Source organism: Pseudoxanthomonas sp. 3HH-4 (genome assembly GCF_006716465.1).
In the GTDB taxonomy this organism is placed as follows: Bacteria; Pseudomonadota; Gammaproteobacteria; order Xanthomonadales; family Xanthomonadaceae; genus Pseudoxanthomonas_A.
Genome location: NZ_VFPB01000001.1, coordinates 1,317,966 through 1,335,684 on the forward strand (window position 1 = coordinate 1,317,966; position 17,719 = coordinate 1,335,684).

Genomic DNA, 17,719 nt, shown 5'->3' on the forward strand with positions numbered 1-17,719 from the left:
ATGTTTGATGCGTCTCGACTTTCGTCGCCCCTCACCCCAACCCCTCTCCCGATGGGAGAGGGGCTACGTCGCTTCGTCTTCCTCGTCGTCCTGCGCACTGCCGGCTTCGGCCAGCAGCTCACGCACTTCGCGGAACAGTTCGCGGAACGCGCGTGGCGGTTTGTTCTTGGTCTTTTCGTCCACGGCGTTGCGCACAAGTTGCCGAAGCTTCTGCCGGTCGGCCGTGGGGAACTCTTCCAGCAGGTCCGCCAGCGCCTCGTCACCACCGGCCAGCAGGCGGTCGCGCCACTGTTCCGCGCGGTGCAGCAGGGCGGTTTCGCGGCGCGCGGCATCGCCGCCTTCGTCCATCGCGTCGCGGATCGCTTCCAGTACCTCGTCGTCCTCGCGCCGCATCTGCTTGGCCAGGAACTGCAGCTGGCGCTTGTGGGCGATGTGCGAGGTGATGCGCTGCGTCTCGACGATGTGCGGCATCAGGTCTTCGGGAATCGGCAGGCGCGCCAGTTGCGCGGACGGCAGCGCCACCAGTTTCTCGGCAAGGCTGCGGATCTCCAGCGCCTCGCCCCGTTGCTGGGTGCGGCTGGGGCCGAGGAATTCGCCGGTTTCGGGGTCGCGTCCGCGCATCGTGGAGCCTCTCTTTCGCTTCCGCCGCATCGCGTGGAAGCCTGATCCAATACCGATCCGGCGCCCGGGCGCGGATCACAGGACACAAGGATAAAGCATTGAACGCCATCGCCCTGACTTCCGCCGACGACAGCCTGGCCCGACTGGAACGCCTGGAGCTGCTGTCGCAGCGTCTTCTCGAACGCGCCAAGGCGCTGGGCGCCACCCAGGCCGAGGTGAGCTGCAGCGAAGAAACCGGACTCAACGTCAGCGTACGCCTGGGCGATGTGGAAACCGTAGAATCCACCCGCGACCGCGGCATCGGCGTGACGGTCTACTTCGGACAGCGCAAGGGCAGTGCCAGTACGGCCGACCTGCGCGAGGAGAGCCTGGAAGCCACGGTCGCGCAGGCCTGCGCCATCGCCCGCTACACCGAGGACGACGAAGCGGCCGGCCTTGCCGATGCCGTGCTGATGGCGCGCCCGCAGGCGGATGGCGCGTTCCCCGATCTCGACGTCTGGCATCCCTGGGCGCTCGACATGGACCGTGCCGTGGATCTGGCGTTGGCCTGCGAGGCGGCCGGGCGCGAGGCGGACGCGCGCATCGAGAACTCTGACGGCGCATCCATCGGAAGCGGCGAAAGCCTGTCCGTCTACGCGAATTCGCACGGCTTCATCGGCCGCGAGCGCGATACCCAGCACACCATCGGCTGCGCGCTGATCGCGGGGCAGGGCGATGGCATGCAGCGGGATGGCTGGTACAGCACGGCGCTGTCGCACCTGGAACTCGAGGACCCTGCGGCCATCGGCCGCAAGGCCGCTGAGAGGACGGTGGCGCGCCTGCAGCCGCGCTCGCTGGCGACCGGCGAGCACCCCGTGCTCTTCTCTGCTGAGGTGGCGCGTTCGCTGATCGGCCACCTGCTGGGTGCCGTTTCCGGTGGTGCGCTGTACCGGCGCGCGAGTTTCCTCCTCGACCATGCGGGCCAGCGGATCTTTCCCGACTGGTTCGACATCGAGGAGCTTCCCTTGCTGCCGCATGGCCTGCGCTCTTCGGCCTTCGATGCAGAAGGCGTGGCGACGAAGCGTTCGCACCTGATCCGCAATGGCGTGCTCGAGCGTTACGTGCTGGGCAGCTATTCGGCGCGCAAGCTCGGCCTGCAGACCACCGGCAATGCCGGCGGCGTGCACAACCTGCAGGTGAAGGCGAACGCGGGAGGTTTCGACGACCTGCTCGCCGGCATGCGCACCGGCCTGCTGGTCACCGAGCTGATGGGGCAGGGCGTGAACGCTGTGACGGGCGACTATTCGCGCGGCGCGGCAGGCTTCTGGGTGGAAAATGGCGCACTCGCGTACCCGGTCGACGGCATCACCATCGCCGGCAACCTCAAGGCCATCTTCGCCGGCATCGAGGCCGTGGGTCGCGATGTGGACCGCCGGTCCCATGTCGGCGTCGGGTCGATCCTGGTCGGCCGGATGACCGTGGCGGGCGAATGACGCTCATCGGCCACCACGTGGCCGACGGTGACGCCGTTACCCGTTATGCTTGACACGCGGAGTGCTGCGGGGGATCGCAGCGCTCGACCGCCCACCTCACCATTTCGGGGATCCACCAGATGAGCGAATTCGACAACGTCACCGCACCGCCTCCGCCGCCGACCGCGGGCGACGCACCGCAGGACCAGCGCACCATGGCGCTGCTGTCCCACCTGCTGGGCATCGTCACCGGGCCGATCGGCGCGCTGATCATCTGGCTGATCAGCAAGGATGACGCCTCCAAGGGCTTCGTCACCGACCAGTCCAAGGAAGCGTTGAACTTCCAGATCACGGTGTTCATCGCGTTCGTGATCTCGTGGATCCTGGCGTTCGTCCTGATCGGCCTGCTGCTGATGCCGCTGATCGGCATCGCCGCGCTGGTGCTGTCGATCATCGCTGGCGTGAAGGCCAACAACGGCGAAGCGTATCGCTACCCGTTCGCGCTGCGCCTGATCAAGTAAAGCGCGCTCAACGTCGCATGAAAAAGCCCGGCAATGCCGGGCTTTTTCTTTTCGCGCCGGCAGGCCGAGCAGGTCAATGCGCGCGACGGACCGCCAGTTCGCCGAGTGCGTGCAGCGCATCGGCACGCGCGTCATAGCCCACCAGCGCATCGCGCATCGCGGCAGCCAGTTCCTCCAGCTTGGCTTTCGCACCGTCCATGCCCAGCAGTGCGGGATAGGTCGACTTGGCTTGGGCCACATCCTTGCCGGCGGTCTTGCCCAGCTGTTCGGAACTGGCTTCGATGTCGAGGATGTCGTCGCGCACCTGGAATGCGAGGCCCAGCGCGGTGGCGAAATCATCCAGGCGCGCGAGCGTTCCCGTGTCGGCGGCGCCGGCCTGCGCGCCCATCCGCACTGAAGCGCGGATCAGCGCGCCGGTCTTCAGTGCGTGCATGCGCTGGAGCGCGTGCAGCGTCTGCTGCGTACCGGTGGCGTCGATGTCCAGCGCCTGCCCACCGCACATGCCGGCGGCGCCGGAAGCACGCGAGAGCGTGGCCAGCCAGTCCACGCGCAGCAGGGCGGGTGCATCGGCGCATGCCAGGAGTTCGAACGCCAGTGTCTGCAGGGCATCGCCAGCGAGGATGGCGGTGGCTTCGTCGAACGCGATGTGCACGGTGGGTTTGCCGCGACGCAGGTCGTCGTCGTCCATCGCCGGCAGGTCGTCATGCACCAGTGAATAGGCGTGGATCAGTTCGACCGCGGCGGCGGGCGCCTGCAGCGTGGCTTCATCCGCCCGCAGCAGCGTGCCGCTGGCGTAAACGAGCAAGGCCCGCATGCGCTTGCCGCCCCCGAGCACGGCATGGCGCATGGCGGCGTGCAGGCGCTGCGGCGCCGCAGCGGCCGCCGGCAGTACGTGGTCGAGATGGGTTTCCAGGCCCGCCGCCCAGGCGGCGAAGCGGGGATCAGCGGCCATCGGGCGCGGGAGCGAATGGTTCGCCGTCTCCGGGCTGTTCCGGATCACTCAACAACCGCACGCGCAGTTCGGCCTGCTCAAGCGCCGCCTGGCATTGCCGGTACAGGCCCACGCCGCGCTCGTAAGCTGCGAGCGATGCTTCCAGGCTCAGGTCGCCGTGTTCCATCTTCTCGACCAGTTGTTCGAGTTCGTCCAGCGACTGCTCGAAGTGGGCGACGGGCGAGGCGTCAGGGGAAGTTTTCTTTGCCATGTCGCAAGTGTGGGGATCGGTGGCGGTCAGGTCAACGCGACGTCGATTCAGCCGCGTTGCCAGACGAGGCGGGCGCTGTGCGCACGCAGCCAGGCATCGCATTCGGCCGACAGCGCCACGTCGCCTGCCGCCCACAGGCGGTCGCCCAGCCACGCGAGCGGAAGCTGCCGGCGTTCCCACGGCGGAATGCCGAGCGATTGCAGCACGTCCTTCAGCGCATGCCGGTGCGAACGGCCCGGCAGCGCGATGCGTTCGCCGCCCTGGCGGGCCGTCAGCCGCAGTGGGGCCCCGAAGCCGTCGCGTGTGCCCTCCAGCGACAGCGTGCCGCCATCGGGCAACAGGATCGGTGCCATTCCATCCCACGGGGTCTGCCAGTTCACGGGCAAGGTGGGGCGCTGTCGTTCGGCGTGAAGCAGGCCACGCCAGCGCCGCACGATCGCGCCTTGCCAGGCGAACTCCGCCTGCGCGTCCGCCCGAGAGTCCAGCAGGTGCGCCTCGATCTGCGCCACGCCTTCGGCCGGGAGTGGCGGCAGGGAAAGCCTGTCGATCCAGCGTCGAAGCGCGCGTGCACGCTGTGTGGGGCCGGCTGCGCGCAGCGGCGCGACGTTCAAGGCGGCGGGATCCGCCGTAGCGGCGGCCGCCAGGAGCTGCCCGTCCAGTGGCTCCAGCAGTTCGACGGTTTCAGCGCTGAGCACCGCGCTGCGTGCGAAGGCCGCGTCCGCGTGCGGCCAGCGCTGCCGCAACAGAGGAAGGATCTCGTGGCGCAGGAAGTTGCGGTCGAAGTCGGTGTGCGCGTTGCTGGGATCCTCGATCCATTCCAGCGCGAACCTGTCGGCGTATGCCAGCAGCGCCTCGCGCTGCGTTTCCAGCAGCGGACGCCATTGCCAACCCGGACCAAAGGCGCGCCACGGCCGCATGGCCGCCAGTCCATCGGGACCGGAGGCACGCAGTGCGCGCAACAGGAAGGTTTCCGCCTGGTCCTGGCGGTGATGCGCCGTGGCGAGGATATCGCCGGCACCCATGACAGAGGCGAACACCTGCTGTCGCGCGCGCCGCGCGGCGGCTTCGGTTCCCTCGCCGCGCGTGGTGTCCACCCGAACATGCCGTACCTGCAGCGGGACGTCCAGCGCGGCGCACAGCGCCGAACAATGCGCTGCCCACGCGTCGGCGTCGAGCTGCAGGCCATGGTGCACGTGGATCGCCGCAAGCCCGTGGCGACGATGCCATGCGTCGTGGGCCAGCCGGTGCAGCAATGCCGTCGAATCCAGTCCACCACTCAATGCGACCCATACGCGGCTCTCGGCGCGTGCGGGCAACAGGGGCAGGGGCGATGGCGCGGGATCCATGCACGCATGCTAGCGACGATGCGTGCGGCTTGCAGCACAATGTGATGGATGTTGCGATTTCCGCTGCCGTTGACGGGATCTGAACCGGTGCGCGTCGACCATGTCCACGCATCCACACGAGGACCCGCCGTGAATCCATCTTCCACCGACACCCGCGACAACGAACGTCGGCGCCAACATGCGCTGGATCGCTACCATGCCGTCGATACCCTCCCCGGCACGGCCTATGACGATCTGGTGGGGCTGGCTGCCGCGATCTGCGGCACGCCCATCGCTGTCGTGTCGCTGATCGACCGCGACCGCCAGTGGTTCAAGGCGCGCATCGGCCTGGATGACCATGAAACCACCCGCGACACTGCGGTGTGCGACCACGCCATCCGGCAACCGGATGAACTGCTCGAGATATCCGACCTGAGCGAAGACCAGCGCTTCGCCGATTTCCCCATCGTCACAGGCGATGTCAAGGCGAGGTTCTATGCTGGTATGCCGCTGGTGGCCGGCACGGGCGAGGCATTGGGCACGGTATGCGTGGTGGACACCCACCCGCGCCGCCTGAGCAACCAGCAGAAGGCTTCGTTGCGGGCGCTCGCACGGATCACCGTCGCGCTGCTGGACTCCCATCGCATGCATCACGAAACCCAGGTGGTGGTGGCGCTGCAGGGTCATGGCGAGGCGTCCGTGGCGCCGAGTGAGCCATGGTGCGTGGTGATCGTGGAAGCACAGGGCATGGCCGAGGCGGCTCGCCGGCTGGGCGAACGCACGCTGGAAAAGACCCTGCAGGAACTTGCATCCCTCTTCGACGCCTGCGTGCGCCACGACCTTGGCGACCATGTCAGTCGCGTCACCGACAGCGCCGAGTTCGTCGTCCTGCTGAAGGGGGCCGGCACGGAGACGAGGATCGAAGCGCTGCGCAACGCCGCACAGGCCGCGCGGCAGCGGCACGGGATCGAATTGCTGGCGGGCACGGCGTCGGCTTCTCCGGCCGACGAGGCGTTGTTGCACGTTTACCTGCGCGCGGAGGAAGACCTCAGCCTGCGGAAGGACGCGCTTGCGGATCGTCGCGAGGCGGCATGAGAGGGCGCCGGATGCTCATCGGAGTTGCTGCAGGATGACGATGAGCGCGGCGATCCAGCAGGCACCCACGAACAGGCCCAGCACGAGATGCTGGCTGACGCCGGTGCGGTGGAAGCGCCAGCGGTTCACCGCCAGCGCCACCAGCACGGGCAGCACGAAGAGTACGGTGGGCAGCAGCCACCAGGGCAACGAAAGCAGGTCCATGGCCACCCTCCTGCGCGCGGACCGGCGATGCGCCGATCACTGCCTGCATCATCGCGTGTCCATCGTCCCCCGGCATTGATCGCGATCAACCGTCCGTCGCATCGCGCGGGCCAGGCTAATCCTGGAGCGTCGCGAGTTCGCGCTTCGCCACGGCGATCCAGTCTTGCTGCTCGCGACGGTAGTAGCGTGGCGCCGCGTCGGACCGATCGAGGATCTCCTGGAACACCGCGCGTGCGCGCGCCTGATCTCCATGCCGCTTCAGCAGCAGGCCGAAGCGGGCGCGGGCTTCCTCACCGGGATAGCCCTGTACCACGGCTTCGTACTCGTGGATGGCGGCGGCCGCATCGGCTGTGTCCTCCACGGCACGCGCGTACAGCAGGTGGCCGTCGGCGGATCGGAAACCCGGGTTGGCGGTGATCAGTGCATCCAGCGTATCGCGCGCCTTATGCGCGTCGCCCATGCCGAACTGCGCCTTCGCCAGTCCCAGCATCAGGTCCGGATCGGTGGCATACAGGCCTTTGAGCGCCTGCTCGTACAGTTCTGCGGCGTGCGTGTAATCGCCGCTGCGCAGGCTTTCTTCCGCCAGTCGGCGACGGTTCTCCGGGGTATCCGCGGCCTTCAGCAACTTGGCTGCGTCGCGGCGGTCGCGCTCGGGATCGATCCGGTTCCGCACGTTGCGCACCGTGCGCCGCGCCGAGGGGTTGTGCCGCAGGTCCGGCAGGATCTCGGCGATGAAGTACACGATCACCGCGATAAAGGAGAACACCAGCAGGATGAAGACCCAGTAGAGCGGTCTTCCGGTGCGCACCACGTGCACGCAGCAGGCGATCTGGAGAGCGAAGGAGAGCAGGAGGAGTGGACTCATGCGGGTAGCGCGGCGCCGTCGGCGGAACGCCAAGCATCCGTCATCCACGTGGCCTGCGCCAGCCGGTGGCAGGGAACGTTGAAACGACCGCGGCCACCCGCGTGCGGGCCGGCGGGTTGTGCGGCATCGGTCACAGCGGCATGGCTATGCCTCTGCGACGATGCCGCGTCCTGCCATTGGATGGCGTGCCGCCGCGTCTCGGGGAGAGACGCCGTGGCGCCGCCGACGTTCCCCACGCGTCCCCAAGGAATCGGTATCCCGATGCATCGCCCCTGTCCTGCAGTCTTCCTGCATCGCCGAGTGCTGGCGTCGCTCATTGTGTTGGCCTCGATGTCGCTGGCGGCTTGCTCCGCGCAGCCCGATGAAGCGCGTGATACCCCTTTCTGGAGCACCGCGCGATCCACTTCGGGATCCCCGTACAGTCAGGCGATGAACCAGAGAGCTGCGGTCGTTGCCGCCAAGGCGCAGGCCGCGCCACCCCAGAACATCAACGTCGATCCGGTACCGCCGGGCCGCTACCGCATCGCCAGCGTGCTGAGCGGGTTGTGCATCGAGGTCCGCGACGGCAGCACCGCCAACGGCACGCCGCTGGTGCAGGCCGCCTGTGAGGGCACGCTGCACCGGCAGTTCTTCGACATCGCCGAGACGGCGGCCGGCCAGTACCGCCTGCGCAACCTGCACACGCAGAAGTCGGCCGACATTCCCGCGGGCTCGGGCGCCGACCACGTCATCGTGCAGCAATGGGACGACAACGGCAGCGGCGCGCAACGCTTCCGCCTGCAGCGCGTCGACACCGGCGACCGCTACCGGATCGTCAACGTCAACAGCGGCAAGTGCATCGGCATCGTGGGCGCTTCGACGACCGCCGGGGCCTCCATCGAGCAGATCGCGTGCGCTGCGGTGCCCGCGCAGCAGTTCCACCTGGCCGTTGGCGAACCGCAGCCGGTGCACCAGAACGGATCGCATCCGTTGATTCCGCCGCCTCCACAGGTGCCGCCTTCCGCGAGCTACCAGCCGTTGCTATGGTCCGACGATGCCGACCCCATCCAGTACACCCAGGACGACGGCACGCTGGTCACCCATGTGGGCGGCCGCGTGCGCGACCGTCACGCGCGCGAGCCCATCGTCGACGACAGCTACCAGGTTTTTCCGCCCCAGTACTTCGAGCGGCGCACGCACGAGATCGTGATCCACGACGATGCGGTGCCCGGCACGTCCGGTGAGCAGCGCATCCTGACCATCCTCGTCAAGCCGCAGCACTACTGGTACGGCACCAATTTCCGCCATGGATACATCGGGCGCCGCAGCGAGGATCCGCTGGAACCCACTTCGGTCGCGCTGTATGCCGACAACGGCGGCATGAAGCTGTTGCCCGGTGGCGTCGCGGCGCAGACGCCGATCGCGAACTACGCGCAACTCGGGCAGGATCCCAACGCCAACTACACCCCGCCGGCCGGCACGCCGGGCAATGCCTTCGTATTGGTGAAGGAGATCCGCACGGCCGCCAACGACGCCCATCGGCCTTTGCGCAAGGGCGACCTGGTGGAGTTCGAACTGGGCATCTTCCTGGCGGGCAATCCGGATCTCATCGGCCGCTTCAACTACTACGCCGAGGCACTCGTCTACCGTGCGGGGTCGCAGGGCATCGTGTCCTGGTTCCGTGGGCCAGGCTACGGCGTGCAACGTCCGCTGGACTCGCTGGCCATGCCGGCAGAAGCGCTCAGCGCCGGGCCGTGGATGACGCTGCACGAGGACACCTCCAGCGAGCCGTTCCGCATGCTGCAGCAGGCGTCGCACAACATCGCCGGCTACAACATGCAGCCATGGGCGGAAGGGCGCCGGCTGATCCATACCTCGTTCGCGAGCGGCCGCCATTCGGAAGAAAGCAACACGGTGTTCGCCGCGCATGCGGGCAAGACCGCGCCCCGGTTCTCGCAGACGCGCTGCGTGGACTGTCATGCGGGCAATGGACGCAGTTCACCCGGCGTCGGTGCGCCCCTGGACCGGCTGGGCGTGTTCGTCGGCGTAGCCGGCGCAGGCACGCAGGCACCGGATGCGCGCTTCGGCCTGCGCCTGCAGCAGGGCGTCTATCGCGAGGCCGGGGCCAACGTGGACGGGCGTGAAGCCGAGCTGGTGCTCACCGGTTACACGGAACTGCCGGGTCGCTACGCCGATGGCACCGGCTTCGTGCTGCGCCGGCCGAACTACACCCTGCGCGACCGTGCCGGCCAGCCGCTGGCGTTGCCCAGCGCCTTGTCGGTACGCGTGGCGCCATCGCTGACAGGGCTGGGCCTGCTGGAAGCAGTGCCCGAACAACAGCTCGAACGCCTTGTGCTGGCGCAACAGGGCGATCCGGACGGCGTGGCCGGCCGGCTGCAGATCGTGGCCGATCCGCGCGACGCCGGTATCAGTCGCGTGGGGCGCTTCGGCTGGAAGGCCGCCGCCGCCACGCTGGAACAGCAGACCTCGCTGGCGTTCAACATCGACATGGGCGTCACTTCGCCGCTGATGTTGTCGCTGGAATGTGCACGTGGCAGCCAGGGCACGGCCTGCGCGCAGGTCAACAGTGGCAGCGCAAAGCTGACCGCTGCCGACATCCACCAGACCACGCTCTACCTGAGCCTGCTGGGCGTGCCGCCGAAACGGGACTTCGAGAACCCGCTGGAGCAGGATGCGCAGGCGCGCGCCCGGCAACTGCGCGTCAAGCGCGGCGCACAACTGTTCGAAGCCGCCCGTTGCAGTACCTGCCACGCGCCGGAGTTGCGCACGGGCCATCACCGGTTCGTCGAACTGCGCTACCAGACCATCCGGCCGTACACCGACCTGCTGCTGCACGACATGGGACCCGACCTGGCCGATACCTATGTCGAAGGCCGCGCCACCGCTCGCGAATGGCGCACCGCGCCGTTATGGGGTCTGGGCCTGGCAGCGGCAATAGATCCGAACGTGCGCTACCTGCATGACGGTCGCGCCGCCACGCTCGAGGAAGCGGTGCTCTGGCACGGCGGCCAGGGCACGTCTGCGAAGCAGCGCTTCGAGGCGATGAGTGCCGAGGACCGTCGCGCGCTGGTGGATTTCCTCAGGTCGCTCTGAACGCGAGCGAACGAAATAAGAAAGCGCCGGGTCTGCCGGCGCTTCAGTGGAACGCAGGGCGGACCGCTCAGGCGGCTTCGTACGCGCCGTAGCCGCGCAGGCGCTCGTAACGTTTCTGCAGGAGCTGTTCAACCGGCAACTGCTCCAGCGCATCCAGTTCGTTGAGCAGCACTGCTTTCAGGCGCACCGCCATCTGGCGGGGATTGCGGTGCGCGCCGCCGATGGGCTCGCGCACGACCTTGTCGACCAGGCCGAGTCCGTGCAGGCGCTTGGCGGTCAGGCCGAGCTGTTCGGCGGCGTCCTTGGCCTTGGCGGCGTCCTTCCACAGGATCGACGCGCAGCCTTCCGGCGAGATCACCGAATAGGTGCCGTACTCCAGCATCAGCGTGCGGTCGCCGACGCCGATCGCGAGCGCGCCGCCGCTGCCGCCTTCGCCGATCACCGTGCAGATGATCGGGATCTTCAGTTCGGCCATCTCCATCAGGTTGCGCGCGATGGCTTCGGACTGGCCGCGCTCTTCCGCACCCACGCCGGGGTAGGCGCCGGGCGTATCGATGAAGGTCAGCAGCGGCAGCTTGAAGCGCTCGGCCATCTTCATCAGCCGCAGCGCCTTGCGGTAGCCCTCGGGGCGGGGCATGCCGAAATTGCGGGCGATCTTGCTCTTGGTGTCGCGGCCCTTCTGGTGGCCGATGATCATCACACTGCGGCCGTCGATGCGGCCCAGGCCGCCGACGATGGCACTGTCGTCGGCGAAGGCACGATCGCCAGCGAGTTCCTGGAACTCGTCGCAGAACACCTTGATGTAGTCCAGCGTGTACGGGCGCGCCGGGTGGCGGGCCAGCTGCGAGACCTGCCACGGAGACAGGTCGCGGAAGATCTGCGCGGTGCGGATGCGCAGCTTGTCCTGCAGCGCGTGCACCTCGGCATCGACATTCACCGCCGGGCCGGTGCTGGCGGTACGCAGGTCCTGGATCTTGGCTTCCAGGTCGGCGATGGGCTGTTCGAAATCGAGGTAGTTCGGATTCATCTGCGGGCCAGGGGCCGGAAAGGGGGAAAGTGTAGCCGAAGCGTCCGGACGGTCACGTACGGGGGTGTAGGGCCGTGATGCGGCGCACGCGCTGTGTCAGTGGGTCCAGGGCCGATGGAACGCGGGCTTGGCCGTGCGTACGCCGGGCAGGGCGCGCAACGCGTCCAGCAGCTCCGTGTCCACGCGCACGGCCTTCTGCCCATTGAGGTCCAGCATGCCGGCGATGGCGGTCGTGCCCGCAGCCATCAACAGGTCGAGCCGCAACGGCGTACCGCCGGGCCGGTGCCGCGAAAGCAGGGCATCGACGCGCTGCCACAGACCGGGCACGCGCAGGTCCAGGCGAAGTTGCAGGCGTTGCGCGTGTTGCTGGCAGAGCTGGGTGTAGTCCCATACCTGGCGGATGCGCAGGCTGTAGCCGCCACTGAACTCGTCCTCGCGCAGGCCGCCCTTGATGACCAGCACGCGATCGCGCGTCAACAGCGGACCGAACTCGGCCAGCGCGTCGGAGAACGCGCTGCATTCGATGCGACCGCACCCGTCCTCCACCTGCACGAAGACTTGGCTGTCCCCCTTGCGTCGCACCCCGACTACCTGACCCGCGATCACGCAGGACACTTCGGGCCGCCAGCCTTTTTTCTCGCCGGGCGACTGGTTGGCCCAGATCGCGTCCAGATTGCCCAGGTCGTTGCCGACCAGCGATCGCAGGTCCTCGCGATAAGGATCCATCGGATGGCCGCTGAGGTAGTGTCCCAGCGTCTCGCGCTCACCGTGCAGCAGCTGGGTGAGGGGCCATTCGTCGGTTTCGGGCAGATCGACGTGGATATCGTCCCCGCCACTGCTGGAACCGAACATGTCGACGATGCCCGCACTGCGGTTCTTGCTGATCTGGTCGATGGCCTTCAGGACTTCCGGCAACTGCAGCGCCAGCGACGCGCGATTGCGGCCCAGCGCGTCCAGCGCGCCGGCGTTGATCAGCGCTTCCAGAGCCCGCTTGTTGAGCTTCGAGGAATCGACGCGTTTGCAGAAATCCAGCAGGTCGCGGAATGTCCCTCCGTCGCGGCGCGCCTCGGCAATGCTCTCGCATACGCCCTGTCCGACGCCCTTCACCGCGCCCAGGCCGTAGCGGACCGTGCGGGCGTCGGTGGCGACGAACATGAAATCGGAATGGTTGACGTCCGGCGGCAGCATGGTCAGGCGGAGTCCGCGCGCCTCGTCGAGGAAGCCGACCACCTTGTCGGTCTTGTCCATGTCGGACGACAGCGTGGCCGCCATGAATTCGGCGGGATAGTGCTTTTTCAGCCACGCGGTCTGGTAGGCGACCAGCGAGTACGCGGCGGCGTGCGACTTGTTGAAGCCGTAACCGGCGAACTTCTCCATCAGGTCGAAGATTTCGTCGGCCTTGCGCTCGTCCACGCCGCCCTTCGCGGCACCCTCGCGGAAGATCTCGCGGTGCTTGGCCATTTCGGCTGGCACCTTCTTGCCCATTGCCCGGCGCAGCAGGTCGGCGCCACCCAGCGAGTAGCCGCCGACGATCTGCGCCATCTGCATGACCTGCTCCTGGTAGACCATGATGCCGTAGGTCTCTTCCAGCATGGTCTTGGTGCGTGGGTCGGGGTAATCGAACTCCTCGCGTCCATGCTTGCGCTCGACGAACGACGGGATCATGTCCATCGGGCCGGGGCGGTACAGCGCATTCAGCGCGATCAGGTCCTCGAAGCGATCGGGCTTGGCTTCCTTCAGCGCGCGCCGCATGCCCGAGGATTCGAACTGGAAAACCGAGCCCGTGTTGCCATTGGCGAACACGTCGCGATACACGCTGGCGTCGTCCAGCGGGATGGTGGTGATGTCCACCGGCGGCAGGCCCGCGCGTGCGTGGCGCTGGTTGATCGCCTTCACCGCCCAATCGATGATCGTCAGCGTGCGCAGGCCCAGGAAGTCGAACTTCACCAGGCCGACCGCTTCCACGTCGTCCTTGTCGAACTGCGTGACCGGATTCTTGCCGCGGCCGTCTTCGTCGTGTTCGGCGAACAGCGGGCAGAAGTCGGACAGCGGCGACGGTGCGATCACCACGCCGCCGGCGTGCTTGCCGGCGTTGCGGGTGAGGTCTTCCAGCTGGCGCGCGAGGTCGATCAGGTCGCGGACATCATCCTCGTCGCGGTAGCGGTCGATCAGCTCCTGCGAGGCCATCTCGCTGCTGCCTTCGCCCATCGCGTCCTTCAGCGATACGCCCAGGATGTTGGGGATGAGCTTGGCCACGCCGTCGACCAGGCCGTACGGGTAGCCGAGCACGCGGCCGGCATCGCGCACCACCGCCTTGGCCGCCATCGTGCCGTAGGTGATGATCTGGCTGACGCGGTCGCGACCGTACTTGCGCGCGACGTAGTCGATTACCTCGTCGCGCCGGTCCATGCAGAAGTCGATGTCGAAGTCGGGCATCGACACGCGTTCCGGGTTGAGGAAACGCTCGAACAGCAGGCCGTAAGGTAACGGGTCAAGATCGGTGATCTGCAGTGCCCACGCCACCAGCGAACCTGCGCCGGAGCCGCGGCCCGGGCCGATCGGGATGCCGTTGTTCTTTCCCCACTGGATGAAGTCGGCCACGATCAGGAAGTAGCCGGGGAACCCCATCTTGCAGATGGTGTCGAGCTCGAAATCCAGCCGCTGCTCGTAGTCCGCGCGCGTGTGGCCGGGTGCCAGCGGACTCTTCTCCAGGCGCGCCTTCAGTCCGGCGTGCGACTGGCTGCGGATCCAGCTGTCCAGCGTCTCGTCGTCCGGCACCGGATAGGCCGGGAGGAAGTAGGTTCCCAGCCGCATCTCGATGTTGCAGCGCTGCGCAAGCGCCAGCGTGTTGTCGATGGCGTCCGGCACGTCGGCGAACAGCGCGGCCATCTGCTCGCCCGACTTCATGTACTGCTCGGCGCTGTAGTCCCGCGGACGCTTGGGGTCGTCCAGCACGCGGCCGGAGGAAATGCATACGCGCGCCTCGTGCGCCTCGAACCCGTCCGGTGACAGGAAACGCACGTCATTGCTCGCGATCACCGGCAGGCCGCGTGCAGCGGCGGCATGCAGGGCGAACGCATTGAAGGCTTCTTCGCCGTCGCGCTGCGTACGGGTCAGTTCCAGATGCAGGTCGTCGCGGAAGCTGCGCTGCCAGTCGGCCAGGTGCTGCTCGGCCAGGTCATGGCGCCCGCCGTGGGCCAAGCGGCCGGCCATGCTCTGCCGGCCCATGATTGCGAACAGGCCCTCATGGTCGGCGCGCAGCCAATCCGGATGGATGGCGACGCCGTCGGTGCGGTGGCCTTCCATCCATGCGCGGGACAACAGGCGCGACAACGAGAGGTAGCCCTCGCGGTCGCGGCACAGCAGCGTCACCGTCCACGGCGCATCGCTGCCATCGGCCACCATCACGTCGGCGCCCGCAATGGGCTTGATGCCGACGCCTTCGGCGGCCTTGTAGAACTTAACCAGCGCGAACAGGTTGTTGCGGTCGGTGACCGCCAGCGCGGGCATGCCCAGTTCGACCGCGCGGCTCAGCAGATTGGGCTGCTTGGCTTTCTTCGGATCGGCGTGGTCCGGTTTCTCGGGCACGCGGATGATCGAATCCGCGAGCGAAAACTCGGTGTGCAGGCGCAGGTGGACGAAACGGGAGGACATGCCGGCTCGGAAGGCTGTCGGGGCAGCGTACCGGCGCCGGTGGGGAGGGGCAAGGCTTGACTTTCCCGGGTCGACGGAATGTCCGCGACAGTGAAAAAAGAAGCCGTCCGGGGGGACGGCTCAGGGGAAAACCCGAGGGCTCGGGTGGGATGGCTCGCGTACGGATGCGCGGACGACTACCGGATCAGTGGATGCGGAACAGCGGCACCGGTTCCGGCGCATAGCTGCGGTCGCGCACGTGGCGCAGCTGGTGCTCCAGCGCTGCTTCGGTCACGCGCAGGACTTCCCAGTCGGCGCGGGTGAAATGCAGCGCATCCCGCGGGCAGCCGCGCAGTTGGGCTTCGAGATTGCGCAGCCGGCGGAAATCCAGGTAGCCGGCGGTCTCGTCGGCGATCAGGGTCCAGGTGGCTTCATCCATCGGGATCGCGGTGGGCGCGCCCAGCGCGGCGATGGCCTGCTGCAGGCGGGAGCGTAGGACGGGGTCATGCGTCCAGTCGCGGTCGGCCAGCATGCAGCGCAGCAGCTGCAGGCGTTCGTCGTCGATGGCATGTGCGGTGGAAGGCGGGGAAGGGGAAGACAGGGATGTGGTGGACTGGGTCATGACAAGCCTCGTGGGGCCGGTCCCGGCGGGGGCGGGACCGCGTGACCATGCTGCCTGCCCGCACATGCGCGCGCGTCTGCAGGAAGCCATCGTGACCATGGACAGGGTGCCGTGGGTCATGCGCCGCCGGGCGCACCCGCGACTATCGTGGCGCGAGAACGGCCCGCACCGGGGCGAAGCTGTGACGGTGGTGGGGACACGGCCCGTATTCCGCCAGCGCGCGCAGGTGCGCTGGCGTCGGATAGCCCTTGTGCACGGCAAATCCGTACTGCGGGAAGTCCGCGTGCATCTGCACCATCAGGCGGTCGCGCGACACCTTCGCCAGGATCGACGCTGCCATGATGGCGGGTTCGATCGCGTCGCCGCCGACCAGTGTCTCGGCCATGCAGTCGAGACCCTTCGGGGCGCGGTTGCCGTCGATGCGGACCAGTTCCGGCAGTGGCCGGAGCGCGGCTATGGCACGGCGCATGCCTTCCAGGGTGGCCTGCAGGATATTGAGATGATCGATCTCGGCGGGCTCGACGAAGGTCACGTGCCACGCCAGCGCGCGCTCCTGGATCAGGGGAAACAGAGCCTCGCGTTTCGCTTCGCTGAGTTGTTTGGAGTCGTTGAGGCCGGGAATAGGGCGTGACGCGTCCAGGATCACCGCGGCGACGGCGACCGGGCCCGCCAGCGGTCCGCGGCCGGCTTCATCGACGCCTGCGACAAGGCGGACGTCGGGCATCGGGAACAGCGAGGCCGCGGTCATCGCGCGACGCCCCCTGTAGGAGCGACGTAAGTCGCGACCGTGGGAACGACATTCACGCAAACCCTTCTCCTGGCCAGCAGGAATGAAGCGGTGGCTTCTGCGGCGAGCGATGAAGGCGTCGGGGCAGTCATGGTTTGCGGTCGCGACTCACGTCGCTCCTACAGAGGGGGCGATCAATTCCGCGACTGCCGCAGCAGCGCTTGCGGATGCATCCTGACGGAGTTTTTCGTGCAACCGCTGGTAGGTCGGCTGCAGGGCCGCGACGGCCTTCGGCTCGCGGAACCAGCGCAGGACAGCGTCCGACAGCTGCTCCGGCGTGCAATCGTCCTGCATCAGTTCCGGCGCGATGTCTTCCCCCGCCAGCACGTTGGGCAGCGCATACCGCTCCACCTTCAGCATCCCGAGGCACTTGACGATGCGGTAGGTCAACGGCGCGATGCGGTAGCCCACCACCATCGGCCGCTTGCACAGCATGGCCTCCAGAGTCGCCGTGCCGGAGGCGAGCAGGACCACATCGCTGGCGATCATCGCCTCGCGCGCACGTCCGTCGAGCAGGTGCCACGCGGCGTCGGCACCGTGCGCGGCGAACTGTGCTTCCAGCGCCTGGCGGCAAGCCGCATTGGCCGCTGGCACGACGATCTGCAGGTCCGGGATATGCGCGGCCACCCGGCGTGCCGCGTCGAAGAAGTCCGGCGCAAGCCTTGCGATCTCGCCAAGGCGGCTGCCGGGCAACACCGCCAGCACGAGGGCGTCGGGCGCGAGGCCGAGTGCGGTGCGCGCGGACACGCGATCGGGATCCAGCGGGATCTCGTCCGCCATCGGATGGCCGACGAAGCGCGCGTCCACGGCGTGACGCGCATAGATCGGCGGCTCCATCGGGAACAGGCAGAGCACGCGGTCCGCGCTGCGGCCGATCTTCTCGGCGCGCTTCTCGCGCCACGCCCATACCGAGGGACTGACGTAGTGCACGGTGCGCACGCCACGGGCCTTGAGCCAGCGTTCGATACCGAGGTTGAAGTCGGGTGCGTCGATGCCGATATAGACGTCCGGCTTCCAGTTCAGCACGCGCTGGCGGAAGGCCTTGCGCAGGCGCAGCAGGCGCGGCAGGTGGCGCAACACCTCGGCCAAGCCCATCACGGCGAGTTCGTTCGCGTCGAACCAGGTGTCGCAGCCGGCGGCGCGCATCGCATCGCCCCCGATGCCCGCGAACTCGGCATGCGGAAAGCGTTGCTTCAGCGCTTCGACGAGCCCCGCACCCAGACCGTCGCCGGACGCCTCGCCCGCGCACAGCGCGATGCGCAGCGGCTGCGCC

At 67.8% G+C, this 17,719-nt stretch carries 14 protein-coding genes and 1 pseudogene; 4 read left to right on the plus strand and 11 right to left on the minus strand.

Annotation, left to right across the window (positions count from 1 at the left end):
- Window positions 1-63: 63 nt before the first annotated feature.
- The gene (yjgA, locus tag FB548_RS05975; protein WP_142123788.1) at window positions 64-621 is read right to left on the minus strand and encodes a ribosome biogenesis factor YjgA; all 558 of its coding nucleotides are present in this window, start codon (window positions 619-621) and stop codon (window positions 64-66) included.
- A 98-nt stretch (window positions 622-719) separates the two neighbouring features.
- Between yjgA and pmbA the strand changes: the two genes are divergently transcribed.
- A complete protein-coding gene (pmbA, locus tag FB548_RS05980) occupies window positions 720-2,093 on the plus strand; it encodes a metalloprotease PmbA (RefSeq protein ID WP_142123789.1) in 1,374 nt (457 codons plus the stop codon).
- Between the two features lie 119 nt (window positions 2,094-2,212).
- Entirely contained in the window at window positions 2,213-2,593 is a 381-nt protein-coding gene (locus tag FB548_RS05985; protein ID WP_142123790.1) for a DUF4870 domain-containing protein, read from the plus strand.
- A gap of 73 nt (window positions 2,594-2,666) precedes the next feature.
- Here FB548_RS05985 and FB548_RS05990 read toward each other — a convergent pair whose 3' ends face one another.
- Genes FB548_RS05990 through tilS form a run of 3 tightly spaced genes read right to left on the minus strand, consistent with a single transcriptional unit; the run spans window position 2,667 to window position 5,141 of the window.
- The gene (locus FB548_RS05990; RefSeq protein WP_142123791.1) at window positions 2,667-3,545 is read right to left on the minus strand and encodes a farnesyl diphosphate synthase; all 879 of its coding nucleotides are present in this window, start codon (window positions 3,543-3,545) and stop codon (window positions 2,667-2,669) included.
- Window positions 3,535-3,795 carry an exodeoxyribonuclease VII small subunit gene (locus FB548_RS05995; protein WP_142123792.1) on the minus strand — a complete coding sequence of 87 codons (261 nt, stop codon included), beginning with the start codon at window positions 3,793-3,795 and terminating at the stop codon, window positions 3,535-3,537. The genes FB548_RS05990 and FB548_RS05995 overlap by 11 nt, the downstream gene beginning before the upstream one ends.
- Window positions 3,796-3,842: 47 nt before the next feature.
- Window positions 3,843-5,141 carry a tRNA lysidine(34) synthetase TilS gene (gene tilS / locus FB548_RS06000; RefSeq protein WP_142123793.1) on the minus strand — a complete coding sequence of 433 codons (1,299 nt, stop codon included), beginning with the start codon at window positions 5,139-5,141 and terminating at the stop codon, window positions 3,843-3,845.
- A gap of 129 nt (window positions 5,142-5,270) precedes the next feature.
- Between tilS and FB548_RS06005 the strand changes: the two genes are divergently transcribed.
- Window positions 5,271-6,215: a GAF domain-containing protein gene (locus tag FB548_RS06005; protein ID WP_255470318.1), complete on the plus strand. Its 945-nt coding sequence runs from the start codon at window positions 5,271-5,273 to the stop codon at window positions 6,213-6,215.
- A gap of 15 nt (window positions 6,216-6,230) precedes the next feature.
- On the opposite strand, the gene FB548_RS06010 is transcribed toward FB548_RS06005, so the two are convergent.
- Together FB548_RS06010 and FB548_RS06015 are read right to left on the minus strand one after the other, a co-directional pair.
- Complete coding sequence (locus FB548_RS06010; protein ID WP_142123795.1) at window positions 6,231-6,419, minus strand: hypothetical protein; 189 nt, start codon at window positions 6,417-6,419, stop codon at window positions 6,231-6,233.
- A 115-nt stretch (window positions 6,420-6,534) separates the two neighbouring features.
- Window positions 6,535-7,284, minus strand: a complete 750-nt coding sequence (locus FB548_RS06015) for a tetratricopeptide repeat protein (RefSeq protein ID WP_142123796.1) — start codon at window positions 7,282-7,284, stop codon at window positions 6,535-6,537.
- Window positions 7,285-7,713: 429 nt separating this feature from the next.
- On the opposite strand from FB548_RS06015, the gene FB548_RS06020 reads away from it, so the two are divergent.
- A complete protein-coding gene (locus FB548_RS06020; protein WP_185741992.1) occupies window positions 7,714-10,377 on the plus strand; it encodes a di-heme oxidoredictase family protein in 2,664 nt (887 codons plus the stop codon).
- 67 nt (window positions 10,378-10,444) lie between these two features.
- Here FB548_RS06020 and FB548_RS06025 read toward each other — a convergent pair whose 3' ends face one another.
- The 5 genes and pseudogenes from FB548_RS06025 to lpxB all read right to left on the minus strand — a co-directional run.
- Complete coding sequence (locus tag FB548_RS06025; protein ID WP_142123798.1) at window positions 10,445-11,404, minus strand: acetyl-CoA carboxylase carboxyltransferase subunit alpha; 960 nt, start codon at window positions 11,402-11,404, stop codon at window positions 10,445-10,447.
- Window positions 11,405-11,500: 96 nt separating this feature from the next.
- Complete coding sequence (dnaE, locus tag FB548_RS06030) at window positions 11,501-15,058, minus strand: DNA polymerase III subunit alpha (RefSeq protein ID WP_142123799.1); 3,558 nt, start codon at window positions 15,056-15,058, stop codon at window positions 11,501-11,503.
- A gap of 184 nt (window positions 15,059-15,242) precedes the next feature.
- Window positions 15,243-15,659: a hypothetical protein gene (locus FB548_RS06035; RefSeq protein ID WP_142123800.1), complete on the minus strand. Its 417-nt coding sequence runs from the start codon at window positions 15,657-15,659 to the stop codon at window positions 15,243-15,245.
- A 142-nt stretch (window positions 15,660-15,801) separates the two neighbouring features.
- Window positions 15,802-16,407: a ribonuclease HII gene (gene rnhB / locus FB548_RS06040; protein ID WP_142123801.1), complete on the minus strand. Its 606-nt coding sequence runs from the start codon at window positions 16,405-16,407 to the stop codon at window positions 15,802-15,804.
- A 147-nt stretch (window positions 16,408-16,554) separates the two neighbouring features.
- Window positions 16,555-17,718 (minus strand): annotated as a pseudogene (gene lpxB, locus FB548_RS06045) (lipid-A-disaccharide synthase); the annotation flags it as partial.
- Window position 17,719: the final 1 nt, after the last annotated feature.

What these genes read in the sequence shown, in the direction of transcription:
- FB548_RS06020 (WP_185741992.1), top strand. Translation starts at nt 7,714, where the DNA reads ATGAACCAGAGAGCTGCGGTCGTTGCCGCCAAGGCGCAGGCCGCGCCA.
- FB548_RS06025 (WP_142123798.1), bottom strand. Translation starts at nt 11,404, where the DNA reads ATGAATCCGAACTACCTCGATTTCGAACAGCCCATCGCCGACCTGGAA.
- dnaE (WP_142123799.1), bottom strand. Translation starts at nt 15,058, where the DNA reads ATGTCCTCCCGTTTCGTCCACCTGCGCCTGCACACCGAGTTTTCGCTC.
- FB548_RS06010 (WP_142123795.1), bottom strand. Translation starts at nt 6,419, where the DNA reads ATGGACCTGCTTTCGTTGCCCTGGTGGCTGCTGCCCACCGTACTCTTC.
- FB548_RS06035 (WP_142123800.1), bottom strand. Translation starts at nt 15,659, where the DNA reads ATGACCCAGTCCACCACATCCCTGTCTTCCCCTTCCCCGCCTTCCACC.
- FB548_RS05995 (WP_142123792.1), bottom strand. Translation starts at nt 3,795, where the DNA reads ATGGCAAAGAAAACTTCCCCTGACGCCTCGCCCGTCGCCCACTTCGAG.
- rnhB (WP_142123801.1), bottom strand. Translation starts at nt 16,407, where the DNA reads ATGACCGCGGCCTCGCTGTTCCCGATGCCCGACGTCCGCCTTGTCGCA.
- FB548_RS05985 (WP_142123790.1), top strand. Translation starts at nt 2,213, where the DNA reads ATGAGCGAATTCGACAACGTCACCGCACCGCCTCCGCCGCCGACCGCG.
- yjgA (WP_142123788.1), bottom strand. Translation starts at nt 621, where the DNA reads ATGCGCGGACGCGACCCCGAAACCGGCGAATTCCTCGGCCCCAGCCGC.
- FB548_RS05990 (WP_142123791.1), bottom strand. Translation starts at nt 3,545, where the DNA reads ATGGCCGCTGATCCCCGCTTCGCCGCCTGGGCGGCGGGCCTGGAAACC.
- FB548_RS06015 (WP_142123796.1), bottom strand. Translation starts at nt 7,284, where the DNA reads ATGAGTCCACTCCTCCTGCTCTCCTTCGCTCTCCAGATCGCCTGCTGC.
- tilS (WP_142123793.1), bottom strand. Translation starts at nt 5,141, where the DNA reads ATGGATCCCGCGCCATCGCCCCTGCCCCTGTTGCCCGCACGCGCCGAG.